This is a genomic window from Pseudoalteromonas sp. SIMBA_162, from assembly GCF_046535955.1.
Classification (GTDB): domain Bacteria; phylum Pseudomonadota; class Gammaproteobacteria; order Enterobacterales; family Alteromonadaceae; genus Pseudoalteromonas; species Pseudoalteromonas marina.
Genome location: NZ_JAWJBQ010000020.1, coordinates 43,104 through 61,901 on the forward strand (window position 1 = coordinate 43,104; position 18,798 = coordinate 61,901).

The window sequence follows — 18,798 nt, forward strand, 5'->3', positions numbered from 1 at the left end:
CTAGGCTCCATATTGCTTGATGAGTGAATTTACATAGCTTTTTGCTAGAGTTTCACTGTGTTTAAACTGGTTTTTGTCTGATTTACTCAATACTGCTCTCAACCATAGGCCATCAATCATAGCGGCGCTAAGTTCAGCAGCTTGTTTTGCTTGCTCAATAGGCATTAATTGCTTAAATGAGAATGCTAAATTACTTTGCAAGCGTTTACTGTTTACATTTTGCAGTCGGTGAAGTTCGTCATCGTGCATTGATTGCGCCCAAAAGCTCAACCAAGTTTTGGTTGTATCACTGCGCTGTTGTACAAGCGCAAAGTTAGCTTCAACAATAAACATAAGGCGCTGTGTAGCGCTGGTGTTGTTGCACACTTTTTCGATAAGGTCTTTTTTAAGATTAGAAAGCAAATAACGAACAGTTGCTTCTATTAAACCCTGCTTACCACCAAAGTAATGACTAATAATGCCTGACGATAAACCCGCATTTTTACTGATGCTGTTAATAGTGGTTGCTTGTAATCCACGCATCGCCACTGACTCAATTGTCGCGTCAATTAACTGTTGACGCCTGACAGGTTCCATTCCAACTTTAGGCATAATTTTTATTAATTGAACGTTCAATAAAGATAAGCTTAAGGTAATAGCTCTAACAATTCAAGGGTGAAGTAAATAGTCAGATACTAAAATGTAGATGAATTATTAATAAAACCAACAGGAGAAGTACTTAAGCAAATAGATGCAATAGATGGCTAATTACTATTTAAAACAGTGGTTTAAATGTTTTTTTAGAAATGCTTAAGAGTGTAATTATATCTTTACTGCTTGTTATCAAATAAAAGATGAATAAATTTATTTGAGTGGTAATAATTAGAGTACTAATAGTATTTTTTTAATCCAAGTGAGCACAAACACAACAATTACTTAGTGCACTAATAACTTAGGGAAGGTTAGTATTACTAGGGGCGCGGTAAGGCAACTAGCCCTGGCTAAATAATATTAACCACGCTAATTTGGAAATTACCTGAGGCTTTTATCTGGCTTGTATAGATGTTATTTAGTATAAATAATAGCTATTATTGTTCGCTAATCACGCCTTTGAATAGAAGGGGGTAACGTCTTAGGCGATTTCCAATATAGTCGTCAGCTAGTATTTGTTCACAAATAAAATTAACATCATCACTTGCCTCAAATACCCAGTCAAAGCGTTCAATTGCGAGTAAAAACCCCCGTTTTAAATGGCGTTGGCTTCTGTATTGTTCCAGGTTTTCTTGAATGACGGCGAGTTTTGATGGATCTGATTTAAGCGCAGCTATTACCTGATTAATAAAGGCTGTATTGAGCTTGCTGTCGCTGCGCTTTCTTACTTTTCTTGGATACATTATTCCTCGTTAGCAATATTGTGTAATTTTTTTAAGAAATCATCTTTATGTTTATCGTGCTCGTAATCTAGATGATAAGTATTATGAAACCCAAAGCGTAATAGTACGCCACTACCTTGTAAATAAATTGTGTATCCATCTATATCTGAAAATGCAGTAACACCTTGATAATGCTTACCTTCATCGTTCGTTTCTCCGCGTTTTTGTATTCGCTCGTACACGGCAAGTATTTGTTTATTGTCGAGTTCATTTTTCATATATCACACCTTTAATTTAAGATTCAATACGTATTAGATATGAGGGTCGATCAGGTTAAAACAACAGATAAAATTGATTGATAATACTTGGCGATTTACTGTTTATAAATTATGCTCATGGTTCATTTTTTATTGAGCTTTCACCATGATAGACAAGGCGTTACTGCTTAAAACTCGTGAGTTATCAGACCAACTAATTGCACTTCAAACACCTATTCGAATTCTTGATGCAATAAATTGGGATAAACAGATCAAAGAGGAATTTTTTAGGCAAAAGTGTCAAAAAAACCCTCTAATAGATCGTGCATACTACCAACAGCGCGATTTAGGCTTTGTGCCTAGCGAGTTGCGTCAAGCGTTTTCAACATTACACCGAAACATTATTAACCAGTTAGGTCAGTTAAACCCCATTTCTCAATATATGGGTAAAATGTGTGGCGAATATAAAACGGTATTAAGTATGTTGGAGTACCGAGGTACTCCTGAATTTCATGATTTATCAGTTGAGCTTTTTGGTCATCCTAAAGATTTATTCCATGCGGGTGAGCCTTCACTCTCCGAGCTTGCGAATATGCTAGAGCAACCACTGCAAAATTTATTAATGGCCGACATTTTACCCGATGATCCTAAAAATATAGATGCTAGCGACGCGGTGCGAATTTTATCAGAGCAAGTTAATAGTAGTATGCCAGGCATAAATGTAGAGGTTATGTTGAGCGATGGGATTGTAAGCGACGCAGCAGCAGGTGCTAACAATATAAAGCTAAACCAAGATGTTAAATTTTCACAACGTGAATTAGATATATTAGAAGTACATGAAGGGTGGATTCATGTGGGCACGACTCAAAATGGTTTAGCCCAACCTTATTTAACCTGTTTAAGTAAGGGCACACCAAGCTCAACAGTAACACAAGAGGGCTTAGCAGTATTAACTGAAATTATTACTTTAAAATCTACCCCTAGGCGCTTATCAAAATTAGTTAACCGTATTCAAGCGGTTACCAAGGTGATAGATGGGGCTGAGTTTGTAGACATATATAGAGATTACGTAGCTCAAGGAATATCTAAAGACGATAGTTATACGTTGGCTCAGCGTGTATTTAGAGGCAGCACAGCAACAGGATTACCGTTTACTAAAGACATTGCCTACATAAAAGGCTTTGTTTTAGTGTATAACTTAATACGTGTGGCAATTCAGTTAGGGCGAATCGATCAGTTACCGTTGTTATTAGTCGGTAAGTTGTCTATTGATGATTTTAGATTAATTTCCCAGCTTCATGATTTAGGTGTGATTGAAAGCCCTAAGTTTGTTCCCCCGCATTTTAAAGATTTACGCGGACTAGCAACATGGTTGAGTTTTGGGCGCTTTATTGGTGACTTATCTTTTGAACAACTAGAAAACGACTATAAACCCTTGTTTTTATGATGTAGGTATTTTATCTGCATGCTTAAGTTCGTGAGCATAAAAAAGCCCGTAAGGGCTTTTTTTTGTTTTCATCAAATTAGCGTGCGTTAGTGCTTTCAAATATTTTATCAGCTGAAGCTGCAACAAACCCCGTGTAAAGTTCGCCATCGGCTTTCGGGTATCGAATGGCAAATTCATAAAAACAACTAGGGATGCGTAGCTCGCCATCGCTAAAGGTAACGGCGTAATCATCAGCAAGCGTTGATGATTGCTCTAATAGCACTTCTGGTGAGCCTTTTACTTCGCCGCCTGATGTATTAAGCGCAAAGCCTGCATCTTTAAGCGCTTGGTTAACATCGTGAATGTTATCAAACTTGGCAAGCATATTAATATTTACAGTAAAGTGGTTTGCACGGTAGCCCCATGCCGACATCCACGCTGCGTACTCGCTTTCTGCTAATAACTGCTTGTAGGTTTCACCGCTTACTTGCCAATGTGTACCTGAATATAAAAAGTTATCAGCCGTTACAGTACTTTCATCAATTTGATTTACCATATCGGTAACAATAGCTTGTAACTCTGGCGAGCACTTTTCTACTAATAACTCAGAGATAAATACTTTAGGTTGCTTAGGATCGCTGTGTTCGTAGTGTTTAGCATATAGCTTTTTAGCTTCAAAGTGGTATTCGCCGCACTCTGTGTAACCTAACGCTAAAAAGTGTGCTGCTAGTTTTTCAAGGCCTACTTTTTCAATATTGAACGTACGTAACGCAATATGGTCGTTAATTATGTCGTTTTTTTGGGTTGAACCTAAAAGGTCATGAATTTTATCTGCCGATGGAGTAACTGCTAAATAGTTATCCCATAGGTTTTCAAATAATGTATTTACGTTGGTATGCATGTTAAATCCTTAAAAATGGGTATTATTCTATTACTAAGCCAGGTGCTAAAGTTTGCGGTAAATTCACTTTTTCTGATTCAACCGACGCAACAGGGTAAGCGCAGTAATCTGCAGCATAATATGCGCTAGCACGGTGATTTCCACTTGCACCAATACCACCAAACGGGGCAGCACTAGAAGCACCCGTAATAGGGCGGTTCCAATTGACAATGCCAGCACGAATACGCTTTAAAAAGTGGCTGTAATCATCCTCGTTATCGCCAAGTAAGCCTGCTGATAAACCAAAGCTGGTGTTATTAGCCTCTGCTATTGCGCTGTTAAAGTTGTTGTAGCGATACACTTTTATAAGCGGGCCAAAGTGTTCTTCATCGGCCATGTTAGCGATATGTGTAACATCAATAATACCTGGACTTACAAAGCCGGTGCCTGCTTTTAGCTGCTTAAGCTCAACGAGTATTTCGCCGCCGCTTTCAACTAATTCTTTTTGCGCAGCAACCATACCAAGGGCGGCTTTTTCGCTTATCATTGCACCCATAAATGGTTGATCGCCTGCAAAACTGTCGTCAACAACAATATTTTTAGTCGCGCTAATTAGTTTTTCTAAAATGGCATCGCCATTGGTTGAATTCTCAATAAACACGCGGCGGGCACAAGTACAGCGCTGGCCAGAAGTAATAAAGCCAGACTGAATAATATCGTGCACTGCAGCGCTTACATCGGCTACATCTTTAACTATTAATGGGTTATTACCGCCCATTTCAAGTGCTAATATTTTACCTGGGTGGCCTGCAAACTGTTTATGTAATAAATGGCCGGTGTTTGAGCTGCCGGTAAAAAATAAGCCGTCTATGTTTTGATGCGAAGCAAGTGCTTTACCTGTTTCTACTTCACCTTGCACTAGGTTAATGACACCCGCTGGTAATCCTGCTTTTAACCAAAGTGCTAAAGTAAATTCAGCAACGTGAGGTGTAAGCTCAGACGGTTTAAATACCACGGTGTTACCCGCTAAAATAGCCGGTACGATATGGCCATTAGGTAAATGCCCAGGGAAATTATACGGGCCAAATATAGCTACAACGCCGTGTGGTTTATGGCGTATAAAGGCTTTAGCACCCGGCATTGGGTTTTCTATTGTGCCGGTGCGTTCATTATAGGCTTTGATAGAAATGGCTACTTTACCTGTCATAGCGCCTACTTCTGTTCGTGTTTCCCAAAGAGGCTTGCCGGTTTCGCGCGCTATAATGGCTGCAAATTCTTCGCTGTGCTCTTTTAATTGCGCTACAAAGTTTTCAAGTATGGTAATACGCGACTCAATTGGCGTATCGGCCCACTGTACTTGTGCGGCTCTAGCTGCATTAATTGCAGAATCTACTTGCTCGGCATTTGCGCCATTACCTTGCCATACAACTTCGCCGTTACTTGGGTTAACAGAGTTAAAAGCGGGGCCTTGGCCTGTATGCCATTGGTTATTTATAAGGTGTGTGTTCATATTTGTTTTACAGGCGGAAAAAACGCGCTGCATCTCCTTGGGATAGATTAAGGGCATCAGCCACTTCTTGGCTTATTACTAATGTGTGCTTAGCGTGGTTATAGTGGGCGTGCTGGGTAAAGGTTGCTCTAAACCCACTTACACCTTGATTGCAAACGGCTAAAGTATCTGAGCTGTGCTGGCTAATATGTTCCAGCTCGCCAATTGTAATAGGGCATACTTGAGACTCACGAACACTGCGAATATTACCAAGCTTAGCTTCTACCGTTGGCCCTGCATCAAACAAATCAACGTAGCCACGATGCTCAAAACCTTCTTTTTCGAGCAGTTTGAGCGCCGGTTTAGTTTTATCATGCACGTTGCCAATCACTGCTTGGGCTTTTTTACTGAGTAAGTTGACGTAAATAGGGTATTTAGGCATTAATTCACTAATAAACACTTTATCGCCAAGTCCCACTAAGTGATCAGCCTGAGGAAACTCAATACTAAAAAAGTGCTCTTGCAACCATTGCCAAAACGGTGAGTGACCATCTTCGTCGCTTACGCCGCGCATTTCAGCAATCACGGTATCGGCAAAACGTTCGCTATGCTGGGCCATAAATAAAAAGCGTGAGCGTGATAAAAAGCGCCCGGTTAAACCTTTACGGCTGTTTTCGCGCAAAAACAAAGTACATATTTCAGAGCATCCGGTGTAATCGTTACACATGCTTAAAATATCTACGGTGTTATAAACATTAAGTGTAGGCGAGTGGTGTACTGTTTTACCTAAATGGTAATGGTACAGCGGCACCGATAAGCCAACCGCGGCTTCTATGGCGGTAGTACCAATGACTTCACCTGTTTCGCTATCTTCTAAAACAAATAGGTAGCTCTCATCTAACGGCTGATTGATATTTTTAGCAAAGCTTTTTTCGGCACGATCTATTTTTTCTTTTAATTGCTCATCGTCCACCGGAAGTGATGTAAACCCATGGCCTGACTCGATTGCAATTTGCTTAAGTGCGGCAAAATCTGCAGTGGTAATAGGACGTAATACTTGCATTTATTATTTGCTCCAACAGCGCGCCCTAGGGCGCGCTTAATTAAATTAGCCGTTTACTACGTCGCTTACTGCTTTTTCAAAGCGAGCTAGGCCTTCTTTAATGTCTTCAAATGGAATAACTAAAGAAGGGGTAAAACGAATCACATCCATACCTGCTACTAAGTTCATTAAACCATTGTTAGCACTCGCCACTAAAAAGTCGCGTGCACGTCCTGCAAATTGCTCCTTTAATAAAGCACCAATTAATAAACCTTTACCACGCACTTCGCTAAACACGTTGTACTTTTCGTTAATAGCGTTTAAGCCATCGCGAAATAGTTGCTCACGTTCCTTTACGCCATTTAATACATCTTCAGTATTAACAGTATCAAAGGCAGCTTCTGCTACTGCACACGCCAGTGGGTTACCACCATAAGTTGACCCATGCGTCCCTACTTTTAGATGAGCAGCAATGTCTGTTGTTGTGATCATTGCACCGATAGGAAATCCACCACCTAACGCTTTAGCAGTCGTTAAAATATCGGGTACTACACCTAAGCCTTCGTAAGCGTATAAATCGCCAGTGCGGCCAACGCCTGTTTGTACTTCATCAAAAATTAGCAGTGCATTGTGTTTAGTACATAATTCGCGTACTTTTTTAGCAAATTCGTCGGTAGGTGAAATAATGCCGCCTTCACCTTGAAGTGGCTCCATCATCACGGCACATGTTTTATCACTGATAAGTGCTTCAAATGCTGCAATATCGTTGTAATCACAATGCATAATGTCGCCAGGTTTTGGGCCAAAGCCATCAGAGTAAGCAGCTTGTCCACCCACCGTTACAGTAAAAAATGTACGACCGTGAAAACCTTTGTTAAACGCTATAATTTGTGACTTTTCTTCGCCGTGTACGTCAAGTGCGAAGCGACGAGCAAGCTTCAGAGCCGCTTCGTTAGCTTCTGCGCCTGAGTTTGCAAAATACACTTTATCAGCAAATGTAGCTTCAACCATTTTTTGTGCTAAACGCAGGGCAGGCTCGTTAGTCATTACATTTGATAAGTGCCAAATTTTCTCACCTTGCTCTTTAAGTGCATTAACAAGCGCTGGGTGACAGTGGCCTAAACAATTAACGGCGATACCACCTGCAAAATCAATAAACTCATTGTCATTTTGATCCCATACACGTGAGCCTTCGCCTCGCACTGGAATAACAGCAGAAGGGTTGTAGTTTGGCACCATTACATCATTAAATAAGTCTCTTGTTACTTGCATTATGTACACCTAAAAATTGTGAATATTGAATAAAGATTAGCAAAATAAAAACGTTAGCGTTTTCTGAGCTAGGTAATTTTTGTTATTAGTGGTTATTATCGAAGGTTATAGGTTAAATTTGCAGTGCTATTTTGTGAAAATTGATTACAATAAAAGTCAAAATAACGAAATCAATAAGCAATATGATAACTCCACAAGATGAAAAGTTACTTTCTGTCCTTAAAACCAACGCTAGAGCGAGTATTTCTGATTTAGCTAGAATTCTTAATTTATCGCGTTCTACCGTGCAAAGTAGGATGCTTAAATTAGAAGAAACGGGTGTTATTAAAGGCTATAGCGTTGATTACGGCGATGCTTTTTTAAGTAAAATGGTATCGGCGCATGTGTCAATAAAGGTGATTCAAAAGCTTACTACTAAGACGAATATTGAGCTAAAGCAAATTGATGCGATATCACAGCTTTATGCTATAAGTGGTGAGTTTGACTTAATTGCAGTTGTACAAGCACAAAACTTAGAAAAACTCAGCCATTTACTCGATGATATTGGTAATTTAGATGGTGTGGAACGCACAACTTCTTCGGTTATTTTAGAAACCAAGTTTAAACGTTGATGTACTTCCTATGTAAATTTATGTTTTATTGCACTATGGGAGAGCGCGTTTAACAACCACTTTTTTTGCTTTATCAAGTTTTATAAAGTAGGCATTACCACCAATTCCTTTAAACTCCTCGTCGGTGAATACAATTGTATTATCGTCATAAAAAGTGATGGCTTCTTTTTGCGTAACGATGCCTAAATCTATTTTAGACACATCACCAGAGAAAAACTGATCACCTTTAAAGTTCTCAAATAACCAAATACTGGTAGAGTCGAGTAGTACGAGTTTTTTAAGATCTGGGCTTAACGCTGCAGAGGTTATCCAGCACAGTTTTTCCATTGTTGTACAGGTTTTAAAAGATCCTATTAATTGGGCTTTAAAGTTAGCAGCGTGGTCGCCTACTTTGTATAAATTTGTAATGCCATCAAAAGGTTCTGTGCGGTTTTTAGTGAATAAATAAAGGTGGCGACCCAAGGCTACAAACGCTTCTAGATCAAAATTACGATTACTTGGTTTTATTTGATTGCCATCCATTTCAGGGTACGTAAACTTTATTATTTCGGCATTTGTTGTATCGGTTTTGATATCAATTGGATTCTCTATTTTATAAATAGTCAGCCAACGCCTATCATTTTTATTGTTGCCAAAATCACCTAAAAAGAAATGACCAAATTTATTTTGAGTCATGTCTTCCCAATCAATGTTTTTAGCATTAGATACTAAAATCTCTTGCGCAATCGACCCATCTTTATTTAAGCGGTAAAGCTTTGGATCGTCACCCCCATCGTTAATTGCCCACAAGCGATCGCGCTTATCAAATTCAATGCCTGATATTTCTTTGAGTTTAGGGTCGAATGAAATTTCCTTTTTACTGTATAAGGTGTAGATTGAGGAAATAATAAACACTGCGACAACAAAAAAAATGAATGCCGTAGTTAATAAAATGCTTTTTTTCAACATGAAATTTACGATATTTCAGAGCGTTAACTTGATGTGTATTATCACTGATGTGAATACGTAACAAAAGCAGTTTATTGTGTAAGCTCTCTCGTTACTTCAAACCAAATCATCAGTGTAATAAAGGTAAGTATTAAATGGTTAAAATCGCTCCAGTTGGTTTGAAAATTGCTCTGTAATGTATATGCAATTCTTAATGTCTATATTTTACGCTTTACGCACTAATAAAGTGCGATAAGTAAGATTGCCTGCACTGTAATAAAGCGTAAACAAAAGTTTGCTTTACTACGGTTAGCTTAAAGTTTGACTGAATACATTCCCACATCGCCAGCTTAAAAATAGGCCCTGTGGCAATAATTAAATACCTTTTACTGTTTAGTTGGAGCCTACTATGTTGCACAAACGATTTTTTAAAACAAAAGATGAAGCGGAAATCACCTTTGAATTTGCTCACCCAGATGCGCAAGAGGTCTGCTTAATTGGCGAGTTTAACAGCTGGCAGCCCGTGCCAATGAAGCTTAATAAAAAACAAGGTGTGTTTAAATGCAAACAACGCCTTCCTCTTGATCAACAATACCACTTTCGGTATTTAATAAATGGCGAATTTTGGGATAACGATCATAAAGCAGACGCTTATGAGGCTAACAGTTTTGGAACTGAAAATAGTATTGTTAATACCCAACGTATTAATTAAGGCCTGTAAATGAACGAACTTTCGCAGTTGTTTTACTTACACGGTATTGGTTATGAGTTTACTAAATACACAGGCGAGCAGATATTTTTCAGTGAAGATACACGTAAGCGTGCCCTGCAATGTTGTGGTGTTGATACAAACGATCATAACAAAATAGCTCAATTAAATTATAAGCTCGATGTAGAGCCTTGGATGCAGCTCTTACCCAATGTAAGTTTAATTGAGCAAACAGACTGTTATTTAAAAGTGAAAATAGATGACAGACAACTTAGCCAAACTGCATCAGTAAGTGTTGAACAACTGGGAATAGAGTGTGAATTTACTAACCTTGATGATTTAATAATTACAGGCGAATACCACTTTAATGGCGTCCGTTATATTGAAATTACACTGCCTTTACCTTCAATACCAACAGGGTATTACCACGCAGACATTACAGTAGGCGAACAGCACGCAAGTACTGAGATCTGGTCTGTGCCCGAGCGTGTTTTTCAAGTTGAAGATACAAAAAAAACGGGGTTGTCGGTTCAGTTATATACGCTTAAAAATAATGAAAGATTGGGAATTGGCGACTTTTCAGATTTACTCACGCTAGTTGACTTGTGCTGTGAGCACAATATGGATTACATTTTGCTCAATCCTCTGCATTTGTTGTTTTGCGACATGCCTGAGCGTGCAAGCCCATACAGCCCTAATAGTCGAGCGTTACTAAACCCTTTATACATTTCTGTTGATTTGTGCGAAGACAGTAAAAACAATGCTGAATTAGCAAAAATTATGCAAAGTGATGAGGCGACTTCTCTTTTAAATAAAAGCGGACAGTTTATTAATTACGAGGATGTTAGTTGCGTTAAATATAAATTATTTAAAGCACTGTACAACCATTTTGAATTAACAGCCAGTAAGCTTCGTCGTGATGCATTCAATACTTTTTGCGATAAACATCAGCCCACCTTACAAACAATAGATTCACAAACCCCTCTTTTTGATTATTACCTACAGTGGCAAGCGCATCTTCAACTTGGTTTATGTCAAGAGCGATCCAAGAAAGGAGGTATGGCAATAGGTCTGATTAATGATTTAGCTGTTGGGTGCGCTGGCGATGGTGTTGAGTTCAAATCACAACAGTCATTATTCGCCGATAATGCCAGTGTGGGTGCACCGCCTGACCCTTGGGCTGAGGGCGGGCAAGATTGGGGGTTACCGGCTTTAAACCCGCAAAGTTTAGCACACAATAACTACTCATTTTACCGTTCGTTAATTCGTGAAAATATGCAGAATGTAGGCGGGCTAAGAATCGACCATGTTATGGCTATTCGCCGCTTGTGGTGGTGTTTTGAAAATAATGGTCAGCGAGATGGTTGCTATACTTATTACCCCTTTGAACATTTGCTGGCTATTTTGAAAATAGAGTCGCATATTAATCAAAGCATAGTTATAGGTGAAGATTTAGGCATTGTCCCACCAGAAGTAAAACATGCATTATCAAGTAGTGGTATTTTTTCAAACAGTTTGTTTTATTTTGAAAAGCAAAACGATGGTGATTTTTTACCATTACACGAATTACCCTCTCAGTGTTTGTTGATGATTGCAAATCACGATGTACCGCCCTTTACAGGCTGGTGGCAGCACGATGACATAGCTATAAAACAACAATATCATTTAATTGACGACCAGCAATCAACGCAAATTACCAACCAGAGAATCGATGAAAAAACGCGATTGCTTCGTTTTATCAATGCTACAGCTAATCTTACATTAACAATACACAGCGATGCTAAGTCGGTTTACCGTGCGCTTAGCCAGTGTTTAGCTGGCTCAGATTCTCGATTGTTTGCACTACAAATAGATGATTTAGATGAACAGCAATATCCGGTGAATATTCCTGGTACAGACAAAGAATATCCAAATTGGCGACGTGTATTAACACATACATGTGAAGAAATTTTTGCAAACAACGCCACGCTTTTAGCTGCAATCGATTCAATAAGGAAAGGTTAAATGAGCAGTACAGCTTCAAATAGTTCGGCATTACCTAAATATCAAAGCGCTGACTACGATGCCCAAGTTAATGCACTTAACATAGGGCGATTTAAAGACCCATTTAGCTTTTTAGGTGCACATAAAGTAAGTGAATCAAATATAGAAGTACGTGTATATTTACCTGATGCCCAACATGTTTCTTTGTTAATTGACAATCAACTAGTTGAAACGCAAAGATATAAGCACAGTGATTTATTTATAGCCCGTGTAAGTCAGTTGCCTACCTCGCCTTTTTTATGTACAGCCAAATATAGCGACACTTCGACTACGTTTTTTGATGAATATAGTTTTAACAGTGAGCTTGATACTGATGCCATGTATTTATTTAATGAGGGCAGTTTAGAGCATGCCTACTTACACTTTGGCGCGCACTTTACCAACCAGCAAGATGTAGATGGCGTTCGTTTTTGTTTGTGGGCACCTAATGCAGCCAGCGTTTCAATTATTGGTGAGTTTAATTTTTGGCAAGCGAATCGACATTTTATGCGCTTTCACCCTGCCAGTGGTGTGTGGGAGTTATTCATTCCCGAGCTTAAAGCAGACATGTGCTACAAATTTGCCATTACAGCGCAAAGTGGTGAGGTAATAGAAAAAGCAGACCCTTACGCTTTTAAAATGCAACAGGCTCCTGGTACCGCGAGTGTTCTTCAATACAAACCAGAGGCAATAGCGTTAAGTGAACAAGCAATAAGCAATAGGCAAAAGCGTAATCATATAGACGCACCAATCAGTATTTATGAGGTGCACTTAGCGTCGTGGCAGCGAGGTGAAGGTAATCGTTATTTAAGTTATACCGAACTTGCCGACAAACTCGTTAGTTACGCGCTTGAAATGAACTTTACCCACTTACAGCTTATGCCCATAAGTGAATACCCGTTTGACGGTTCATGGGGCTATCAGCCTGTTGGGCTGTTTGCTCCAACCAGTCGTTTTGGCGATTACAACAGCTTTAAATATTTTGTAGAGCAATGCCATAAATATAATGTAGGGATTTTACTTGATTGGGTTCCTGGGCATTTCCCAAGTGATCCCCATGGTTTACACCGATTTGATGGTACACACTTGTATGAACATGCCGATATGCGCCAAGGCTTTCATCCAGATTGGAATACTTATATTTATAATTATGACCGTCCAGAAGTTAAGAGCTTTTTGATTTCTAATGCAATGTATTGGCTTCATCAATTTGGCTTAGATGGTTTAAGAGTAGATGCCGTTGCGTCAATGTTGTACTTAGATTACAGCCGTAAAGAAGGTGAGTGGATACCTAATTGCTATGGCGGTCGCGAAAACCTCGGTGCAATTGAATGCCTCAAACAGGTTAATTTACGCAGTTATAAAAACAACCCTGGCATTATGATGGTGGCAGAAGAGTCGACTGCTTGGCCAGGTGTTACGCAGAGTGTTGAGCATAATGGCCTAGGCTTTGGCTATAAATGGAATATGGGGTGGATGAACGATAGCTTGTTGTATATGCAACGCGATCCACTTTATAAGCAACATCACCATCACGAAATAACGTTTTCGATGGTATATGCATTTAGTGAAAACTTTATTTTACCGCTGAGTCACGATGAAGTTGTTCATGGGAAAGGCGCGCTCATTGAAAAAATGCCGGGCGATGATTGGCAAAAATTCGCAAATTTACGTGCTTATTATGCATTTATGTGGGCACACCCAGGTAAAAAGTTATTATTTATGGGGGGGGAAATAGCTCAACGTGCTGAGTGGGGGCATGATCATTCTATTGATTGGCATTTACTACAACATGAAAGTCATAAAGGTATAAAGCAGACAGTAAAAACGTTAAATGAGGTTTATAAAAATCAACCCGCGCTGTATGAACTTGACTCAAGTGCCGCAGGATTTGATTGGATTGACAACAATAATAACGAACAAAGCATTTTAAGCTTTGTACGTTACGCTAAAAATGCCCATGACTTTGTAGTGGTGATTGCCAACTTTACGCCTATGTCATATCAAGAATATACCTTAGGCGTTCCGAGCAAAGGCGTTTATAAAGTAATAATAAACACAGATGAAAGCGAATTTTTTGGCTCGGGTATTAAAGTATCGCAAAACCAATCAAATACTGTTGTCACTAACGACAATCCTCAACATGGTTTTAACCAAAGCATCACTATTGCTATGGGTGGCTTAACAACAATTTATTTGCAAAAGGTACAAGATGAGTAATCAATTTGAAGTAACTCACGGCCTTGTTGAGCCTCTTGGCTCGAGCTTGCATTTAAATGGTGTTAATTTTTCATTGTACGCGCCAAAAGCGACACAAGCGTATGTGTGTTTATTTGATAAAAGTGGCCACTCTGAAATACTAAAAGTGGCTATGAATATAAATGAAGGTGGTATTTGGAGTATCCATATTGCACCTCTCACCACTGGGGCACTTTATGGGTTTAGGGTTGAGGGTGAATATAACCCTGATACTGGCTCGCTATTTAATGAACATAAATTATTAATTGACCCTTACGCAAAAGATTTATTTGGTGAGTTTACATGGAGTGAACGCCATTATGGCCAAATGCCAATAGGCACCAAAAGTACCGTTAACAATGCCATTGATATACCAAAATCAAAAGTGTCATCAATTGATTCGTATGAACATAAAAAACCGAATCACAGATGGTCTAAAACAGTTATCTATGAATGTCATGTAAAAGGGACTACGTGTCGTCATCCTCAAATACCTAAGGCACTGCAAGGCAAATTTTTAGGATTGAGCCACCCGCATTTTATTGACCATATAAAAAGTTTTGGTGTAACAGCAATAGAGCTACTCCCTGTGCATGCTTTCATTAGCGAGCAATTTTTAACAGGCAAAGGCCTACAAAATTATTGGGGATACAACACGCTTAACTTTTTCACTCCTCACAAAGACTATTTGGTAAACGACGATATTAACGAGTTTAAACAGATGGTTAAGGAGCTTCATGCTGCAGATATTGAAGTTATTTTAGATGTTGTTTACAACCATACAGCTGAAGCGGGTACTGATGGTCCCATATTGTCATTGCGCGGCTTAGACAACCTTGCTTATTACCGCACAGTAGAAGCTCAACTCAATGTATACATAAACGATACGGGGTGTGGTAACACCATTAATATAGATCACCCAAAAACGTTGCAGTTAGTGCTCGATAGCTTGCGATATTGGGTTGAAGTAATGGGTGTTGATGGCTTTAGATTTGATTTAGCAACAATACTGGGCCGCTCAAAGGCTGGGTTTAGTTCAGCGCATACGTTTTTACAAACTATTGCTCAAGACCCTGTTTTAAATAAGGTAAAGTTAATTAGCGAACCATGGGATATTGGCCCTGGTGGGTATCAACTTGGGGCTTTTCCTCCACCTTGGCGAGAGTGGAATGACCAATACCGAGATGTAATTCGTCGTTTTTGGAAAGGCGATGAAGGGATTATAGCCAACGTGGCTAAACGCTTACATGGCTCGTTTGATATATTTGAGCATAGCCATCGAGGCCCATTAAATAGTATTAATTTTATAACCAGCCATGATGGATTTACGCTTGCAGATTTAGTGAGTTACGAGCATAAACACAATGAAGCTAATGGCGAGAATAACAGAGATGGCCACAGTGCTAATTACTCATTTAATTGCGGGGCAGAAGGCTTTAGCACTGATGAGAAAATAGCCGCATTAAGATTACAACAACAAAAAAACTTTTTACTTACATTAATCCTTTCTAAAGGCGTGCCTATGATTGCTGCTGGCAGCGAAATGGCACATTCTCAAGGAGGCAATAACAATGCATATTGTCAAAATAATCGCACGAGTTGGCTTGCATGGAAAGACTCACAGCTGAATCATTCTTTAACGCGTTTTATAGACGATGCCCTTAAAATTAGACGTGCACATAGTGCGTTTAAACACAGTGTGTTTTTAGACGATATAGATGAACGTTTCACAGTGAAATGGTTTACCGAAACAGGTGACACTATGACAGATTCGCATTGGCATGAGAATTCGCGTCAATTTTTAATGTATAGCTTACTAGATAAGCAAAATAAACACGCATTACTTATTGTATTCAACGCTAATAAAAAACCAGTCAGTTGTCAGTTGCCTCCATCACCTATTAATGCGCAGTGGCAAATGGTTTTATCAAGTGTAAATAATGCATCTTTAACAACTCACCAAGATGCACCCGTTGAAATTTCTGCACAAAGTAGTTGGGTTTTTAGTGCTAACTTAGAGGACGTAGCTAATGGCTAAGCAAGTTGAACAAGTATGTGTTGTAAAGGGGTGGCAAGAAGGCCCAGTAATAGACGAAAGCACCCTTAAAGATGATTTAACGCGCCACTTTTATTACACCCTAGGGCGAGACAAAGTCGGAGAGTCGCAGCTGTATTTGTACCATGCATTAGCATTGACGATCCGCGATCGTTTAGTGGCACGGTGTCGAGAAACGAATAAAAAAATCAAACAGCAAAAAAGCAGAAAAACAAGTTACCTTTCACTTGAGTTTTTAATGGGGCGTGCTCTTGGCAATGCGGTATTAAATCTTGATTTAGAGGATCAAGTGTCATCGGCACTACAAGAATATTGTACCGAAATTGAAACGGTCGAAGACGCAGAGCACGATGCAGGCCTTGGTAATGGTGGCTTAGGGCGCTTAGCTGCGTGTTTTTTAGATAGCTGTGCAAGTTTAGCTTTACCCGTTGTGGGTTACGGCATTAGATACGAATACGGAATGTTCAACCAATCAATTAGTGATGGTAATCAAATAGAGCAACCCGATAATTGGCTTCGTGAGGGTCACCCTTGGGAGCTAAGTGCTCCCGAGCATTCTAAGCGCATTAAGTTCGGTGGTTATGTAAATAGTTATACTGATAAACAAGGTAGGGAACACCGCCAGTGGGTTAGTAGCCATGATGTGTTAGCAGTGCCTTACGATGTGCCCATTCCTGGTTATAAAAACAATATTGTAAACACGCTACGCTTATGGAAGTCTGAAGCGACCGACGAATTTAACCTAACTGAATTTAACGCGGGTAGTTATTCAGAAGCCGTTGCACAAAAAAACTTAGCCGAACAAATCACTATGGTACTTTACCCTAACGACAGCAGTGAAAATGGTAAAGAGCTACGACTTCGCCAACAATACTTTTTATCATCAGCGAGTATTCAAGACATTGTTGATCAGTGGGTGAGTGATCATGGTGAAAGCTTTACTGATTTTGCCGATTACCATGTTTTTCAATTAAACGATACTCATCCAAGTATTGCAGTGGCAGAGCTTATGCGAGTATTAGTTGATGATTACGAGCTCGACTGGGATGATGCATGGCAAATAACCACAAAAACAATGGCCTACACAAATCATACATTATTGCCAGAGGCGTTAGAGAAATGGTCAGTTTCATTATTTTCAAAATTGTTACCCCGTATTTTAGAAATAGTATTTGAGATAAACGCACGCTTTCTAGCTGAAGTTGCACAGCATTGGCCTGGTGATGTTAATAAACAGCGAGAGCTATCACTAATAGAGGAAGGTGGCGAACCGCAAATTCGCATGGCTTATTTAGCCATTGTAGGGAGCTATTCAGTTAATGGTGTTGCTGCACTGCATACAGAGCTATTAAAAGCGGGTTTATTTAAAGAGTTTTATACACTTTGGCCTAACAAGTTTAATAACAAAACCAATGGGGTTACACCTCGCCGTTGGCTTGCCCATTGTAACCCTACATTGAGTGAATTGATTAGTGATAAAATAGGCAGCGATTGGGTACGTGACTTTGCCCAAATAAACCAGCTACGTCGTTTTTATGATGACACATCATTTCAAGCACAGTGGCAAAAAGCCAAAGTAACAAACAAACAACGTTTAGTTGATTTAGTTAAAGAGCGCTGTGGTGTAGAGTTTGATGTATCCATGATGTTTGATGTACAAGTTAAACGGATTCATGAATACAAGCGGCAGTTACTAAATATACTCCATGTTATCCATTTATATGACCGCATTCGTCGTGGTGATACACAAGGATTAGTGCCACGTTGTGTTTTACTCGGTGGTAAGGCTGCACCGGGTTACTACATGGCTAAAAAAATAATTAAGCTAATCAATAATGTGGCAGATGTGATCAATAAAGATCCACAAGCGTCATCGTATTTACGCGTGGCTTTTTTACCTAATTACAATGTGACAGCCATGGAAGTTATTTGTCCAGCTACTGATTTGTCTGAGCAAGTTTCAACCGCCGGTAAAGAAGCTTCAGGCACCGGTAATATGAAGTTCATGATGAATGGTGCATTAACTATTGGCACGTTAGATGGCGCCAATATCGAAATTAGAGATGCCGTTGGTGCCGATAATTTCTTCTTATTTGGTGCAGAGGCACATCAGATTGATGATATTAAATCGCGTTATAACCCCGCACATTTAATTGAACAAAATAGCGACTTAGCCAATGTTATGCACTTGCTAGAAAGCGGGCACTTTAATTTATTTGAACCTTGCCTATTTGACGATGTAATTAATGCAATTAAGAGCCCACACGATCCATGGCTTGTTGCACACGATTTCGAAAGCTACGTATCTGCACAAAAGCAAGTAGATAAAGCCTATGCTGATCAAGCTTATTGGACGCAAATGAGTATTTTAAATACCGCTGCCAGTGGCATATTTTCAAGTGATAGGACCATAAGCCAATACAGTGACGACATTTGGCATTTAACCCCACTCAATACTAGTGACACTGACTCAACGACAACTACCAGTAAAGCCACTAAAAGTTAGATAAATGGAGA

The 18,798-nt window shown here is 39.4% G+C and carries 15 protein-coding genes; 7 read left to right on the forward strand and 8 right to left on the reverse strand.

Going from position 1 to position 18,798, the window contains the following annotated elements; translation table 11 throughout:
- The 3 genes from betI to R0J88_RS14795 all read right to left on the reverse strand — a co-directional run bounded on the left by betI (position 1) and on the right by R0J88_RS14795 (position 1,630).
- Positions 1-576 (reverse strand): transcriptional regulator BetI, encoded by a 576-nt coding sequence (gene betI / locus R0J88_RS14785; protein WP_008127893.1) that lies wholly within the window; start codon positions 574-576, stop codon positions 1-3.
- A gap of 491 nt (positions 577-1,067) precedes the next feature.
- The gene (locus tag R0J88_RS14790) at positions 1,068-1,373 is read right to left on the reverse strand and encodes a hypothetical protein (protein WP_010556260.1); all 306 of its coding nucleotides are present in this window, start codon (positions 1,371-1,373) and stop codon (positions 1,068-1,070) included.
- Positions 1,373-1,630 (reverse strand): DUF3081 domain-containing protein, encoded by a 258-nt coding sequence (locus R0J88_RS14795; RefSeq protein ID WP_006791765.1) that lies wholly within the window; start codon positions 1,628-1,630, stop codon positions 1,373-1,375. The genes R0J88_RS14790 and R0J88_RS14795 overlap by 1 nt, the downstream gene beginning before the upstream one ends.
- Positions 1,631-1,775: 145 nt before the next feature.
- Between R0J88_RS14795 and R0J88_RS14800 the strand changes: the two genes are divergently transcribed.
- Positions 1,776-3,056, forward strand: a complete 1,281-nt coding sequence (locus R0J88_RS14800) for a flavohemoglobin expression-modulating QEGLA motif protein (protein ID WP_410900277.1) — start codon at positions 1,776-1,778, stop codon at positions 3,054-3,056.
- Between the two features lie 76 nt (positions 3,057-3,132).
- Here the strand turns inward: R0J88_RS14800 and R0J88_RS14805 are convergent, their stop codons facing one another.
- Genes R0J88_RS14805 through R0J88_RS14820 form a run of 4 tightly spaced genes read right to left on the reverse strand, consistent with a single transcriptional unit; the run spans position 3,133 to position 7,718 of the window.
- Positions 3,133-3,936, reverse strand: a complete 804-nt coding sequence (locus tag R0J88_RS14805) for a DUF1338 domain-containing protein (protein WP_271481027.1) — start codon at positions 3,934-3,936, stop codon at positions 3,133-3,135.
- Between the two features lie 22 nt (positions 3,937-3,958).
- Positions 3,959-5,425, reverse strand: coding sequence for a succinylglutamate-semialdehyde dehydrogenase (gene astD / locus R0J88_RS14810; RefSeq protein ID WP_410900278.1), 1,467 nt, complete (start codon positions 5,423-5,425; stop codon positions 3,959-3,961).
- Positions 5,426-5,432: 7 nt separating this feature from the next.
- Positions 5,433-6,467: an arginine N-succinyltransferase gene (gene astA, locus R0J88_RS14815; RefSeq protein ID WP_138739683.1), complete on the reverse strand. Its 1,035-nt coding sequence runs from the start codon at positions 6,465-6,467 to the stop codon at positions 5,433-5,435.
- Positions 6,468-6,512: 45 nt separating this feature from the next.
- Positions 6,513-7,718, reverse strand: a complete 1,206-nt coding sequence (locus R0J88_RS14820) for an aspartate aminotransferase family protein (protein WP_410900279.1) — start codon at positions 7,716-7,718, stop codon at positions 6,513-6,515.
- Between the two features lie 182 nt (positions 7,719-7,900).
- On the opposite strand from R0J88_RS14820, the gene R0J88_RS14825 reads away from it, so the two are divergent.
- Complete coding sequence (locus tag R0J88_RS14825; protein WP_006791771.1) at positions 7,901-8,329, forward strand: Lrp/AsnC family transcriptional regulator; 429 nt, start codon at positions 7,901-7,903, stop codon at positions 8,327-8,329.
- Positions 8,330-8,362: 33 nt separating this feature from the next.
- Here the strand turns inward: R0J88_RS14825 and R0J88_RS14830 are convergent, their stop codons facing one another.
- Positions 8,363-9,277 (reverse strand): hypothetical protein, encoded by a 915-nt coding sequence (locus R0J88_RS14830; RefSeq protein WP_410900280.1) that lies wholly within the window; start codon positions 9,275-9,277, stop codon positions 8,363-8,365.
- A 388-nt stretch (positions 9,278-9,665) separates the two neighbouring features.
- Between R0J88_RS14830 and R0J88_RS14835 the strand changes: the two genes are divergently transcribed.
- From R0J88_RS14835 to R0J88_RS14855, 5 genes are read left to right on the forward strand one after another with little or no spacing between them, the layout of a single operon-like run.
- Positions 9,666-9,968, forward strand: a complete 303-nt coding sequence (locus R0J88_RS14835; RefSeq protein ID WP_008127875.1) for an isoamylase early set domain-containing protein — start codon at positions 9,666-9,668, stop codon at positions 9,966-9,968.
- Between the two features lie 9 nt (positions 9,969-9,977).
- Positions 9,978-11,969: a 4-alpha-glucanotransferase gene (malQ, locus tag R0J88_RS14840; protein WP_410900281.1), complete on the forward strand. Its 1,992-nt coding sequence runs from the start codon at positions 9,978-9,980 to the stop codon at positions 11,967-11,969.
- Positions 11,970-14,207, forward strand: coding sequence for a 1,4-alpha-glucan branching protein GlgB (glgB, locus tag R0J88_RS14845; protein WP_410900282.1), 2,238 nt, complete (start codon positions 11,970-11,972; stop codon positions 14,205-14,207).
- Positions 14,200-16,263, forward strand: coding sequence for a glycogen debranching protein GlgX (glgX, locus tag R0J88_RS14850; protein WP_410900283.1), 2,064 nt, complete (start codon positions 14,200-14,202; stop codon positions 16,261-16,263). Before glgB ends, glgX begins: the two co-directional genes overlap by 8 nt.
- Positions 16,256-18,787, forward strand: coding sequence for a glycogen/starch/alpha-glucan phosphorylase (locus tag R0J88_RS14855; RefSeq protein ID WP_410900284.1), 2,532 nt, complete (start codon positions 16,256-16,258; stop codon positions 18,785-18,787). The genes glgX and R0J88_RS14855 overlap by 8 nt, the downstream gene beginning before the upstream one ends.
- The last annotated feature ends 11 nt before the right edge of the window (positions 18,788-18,798 follow it).

Bases quoted from the DNA above. Each gene is read 5' to 3' on its own strand.
- malQ (WP_410900281.1), top strand. From the start codon at position 9,978: ATGAACGAACTTTCGCAGTTGTTTTACTTACACGGTATTGGTTATGAG.
- R0J88_RS14790 (WP_010556260.1), bottom strand. From the start codon at position 1,373: ATGTATCCAAGAAAAGTAAGAAAGCGCAGCGACAGCAAGCTCAATACA.
- R0J88_RS14855 (WP_410900284.1), top strand. From the start codon at position 16,256: ATGGCTAAGCAAGTTGAACAAGTATGTGTTGTAAAGGGGTGGCAAGAA.
- R0J88_RS14830 (WP_410900280.1), bottom strand. From the start codon at position 9,277: ATGTTGAAAAAAAGCATTTTATTAACTACGGCATTCATTTTTTTTGTT.
- astD (WP_410900278.1), bottom strand. From the start codon at position 5,425: ATGAACACACACCTTATAAATAACCAATGGCATACAGGCCAAGGCCCC.
- R0J88_RS14835 (WP_008127875.1), top strand. From the start codon at position 9,666: ATGTTGCACAAACGATTTTTTAAAACAAAAGATGAAGCGGAAATCACC.
- R0J88_RS14805 (WP_271481027.1), bottom strand. From the start codon at position 3,936: ATGCATACCAACGTAAATACATTATTTGAAAACCTATGGGATAACTAT.
- R0J88_RS14800 (WP_410900277.1), top strand. From the start codon at position 1,776: ATGATAGACAAGGCGTTACTGCTTAAAACTCGTGAGTTATCAGACCAA.
- R0J88_RS14825 (WP_006791771.1), top strand. From the start codon at position 7,901: ATGATAACTCCACAAGATGAAAAGTTACTTTCTGTCCTTAAAACCAAC.
- R0J88_RS14820 (WP_410900279.1), bottom strand. From the start codon at position 7,718: ATGCAAGTAACAAGAGACTTATTTAATGATGTAATGGTGCCAAACTAC.
- R0J88_RS14795 (WP_006791765.1), bottom strand. From the start codon at position 1,630: ATGAAAAATGAACTCGACAATAAACAAATACTTGCCGTGTACGAGCGA.
- astA (WP_138739683.1), bottom strand. From the start codon at position 6,467: ATGCAAGTATTACGTCCTATTACCACTGCAGATTTTGCCGCACTTAAG.
- betI (WP_008127893.1), bottom strand. From the start codon at position 576: ATGGAACCTGTCAGGCGTCAACAGTTAATTGACGCGACAATTGAGTCA.
- glgB (WP_410900282.1), top strand. From the start codon at position 11,970: ATGAGCAGTACAGCTTCAAATAGTTCGGCATTACCTAAATATCAAAGC.
- glgX (WP_410900283.1), top strand. From the start codon at position 14,200: ATGAGTAATCAATTTGAAGTAACTCACGGCCTTGTTGAGCCTCTTGGC.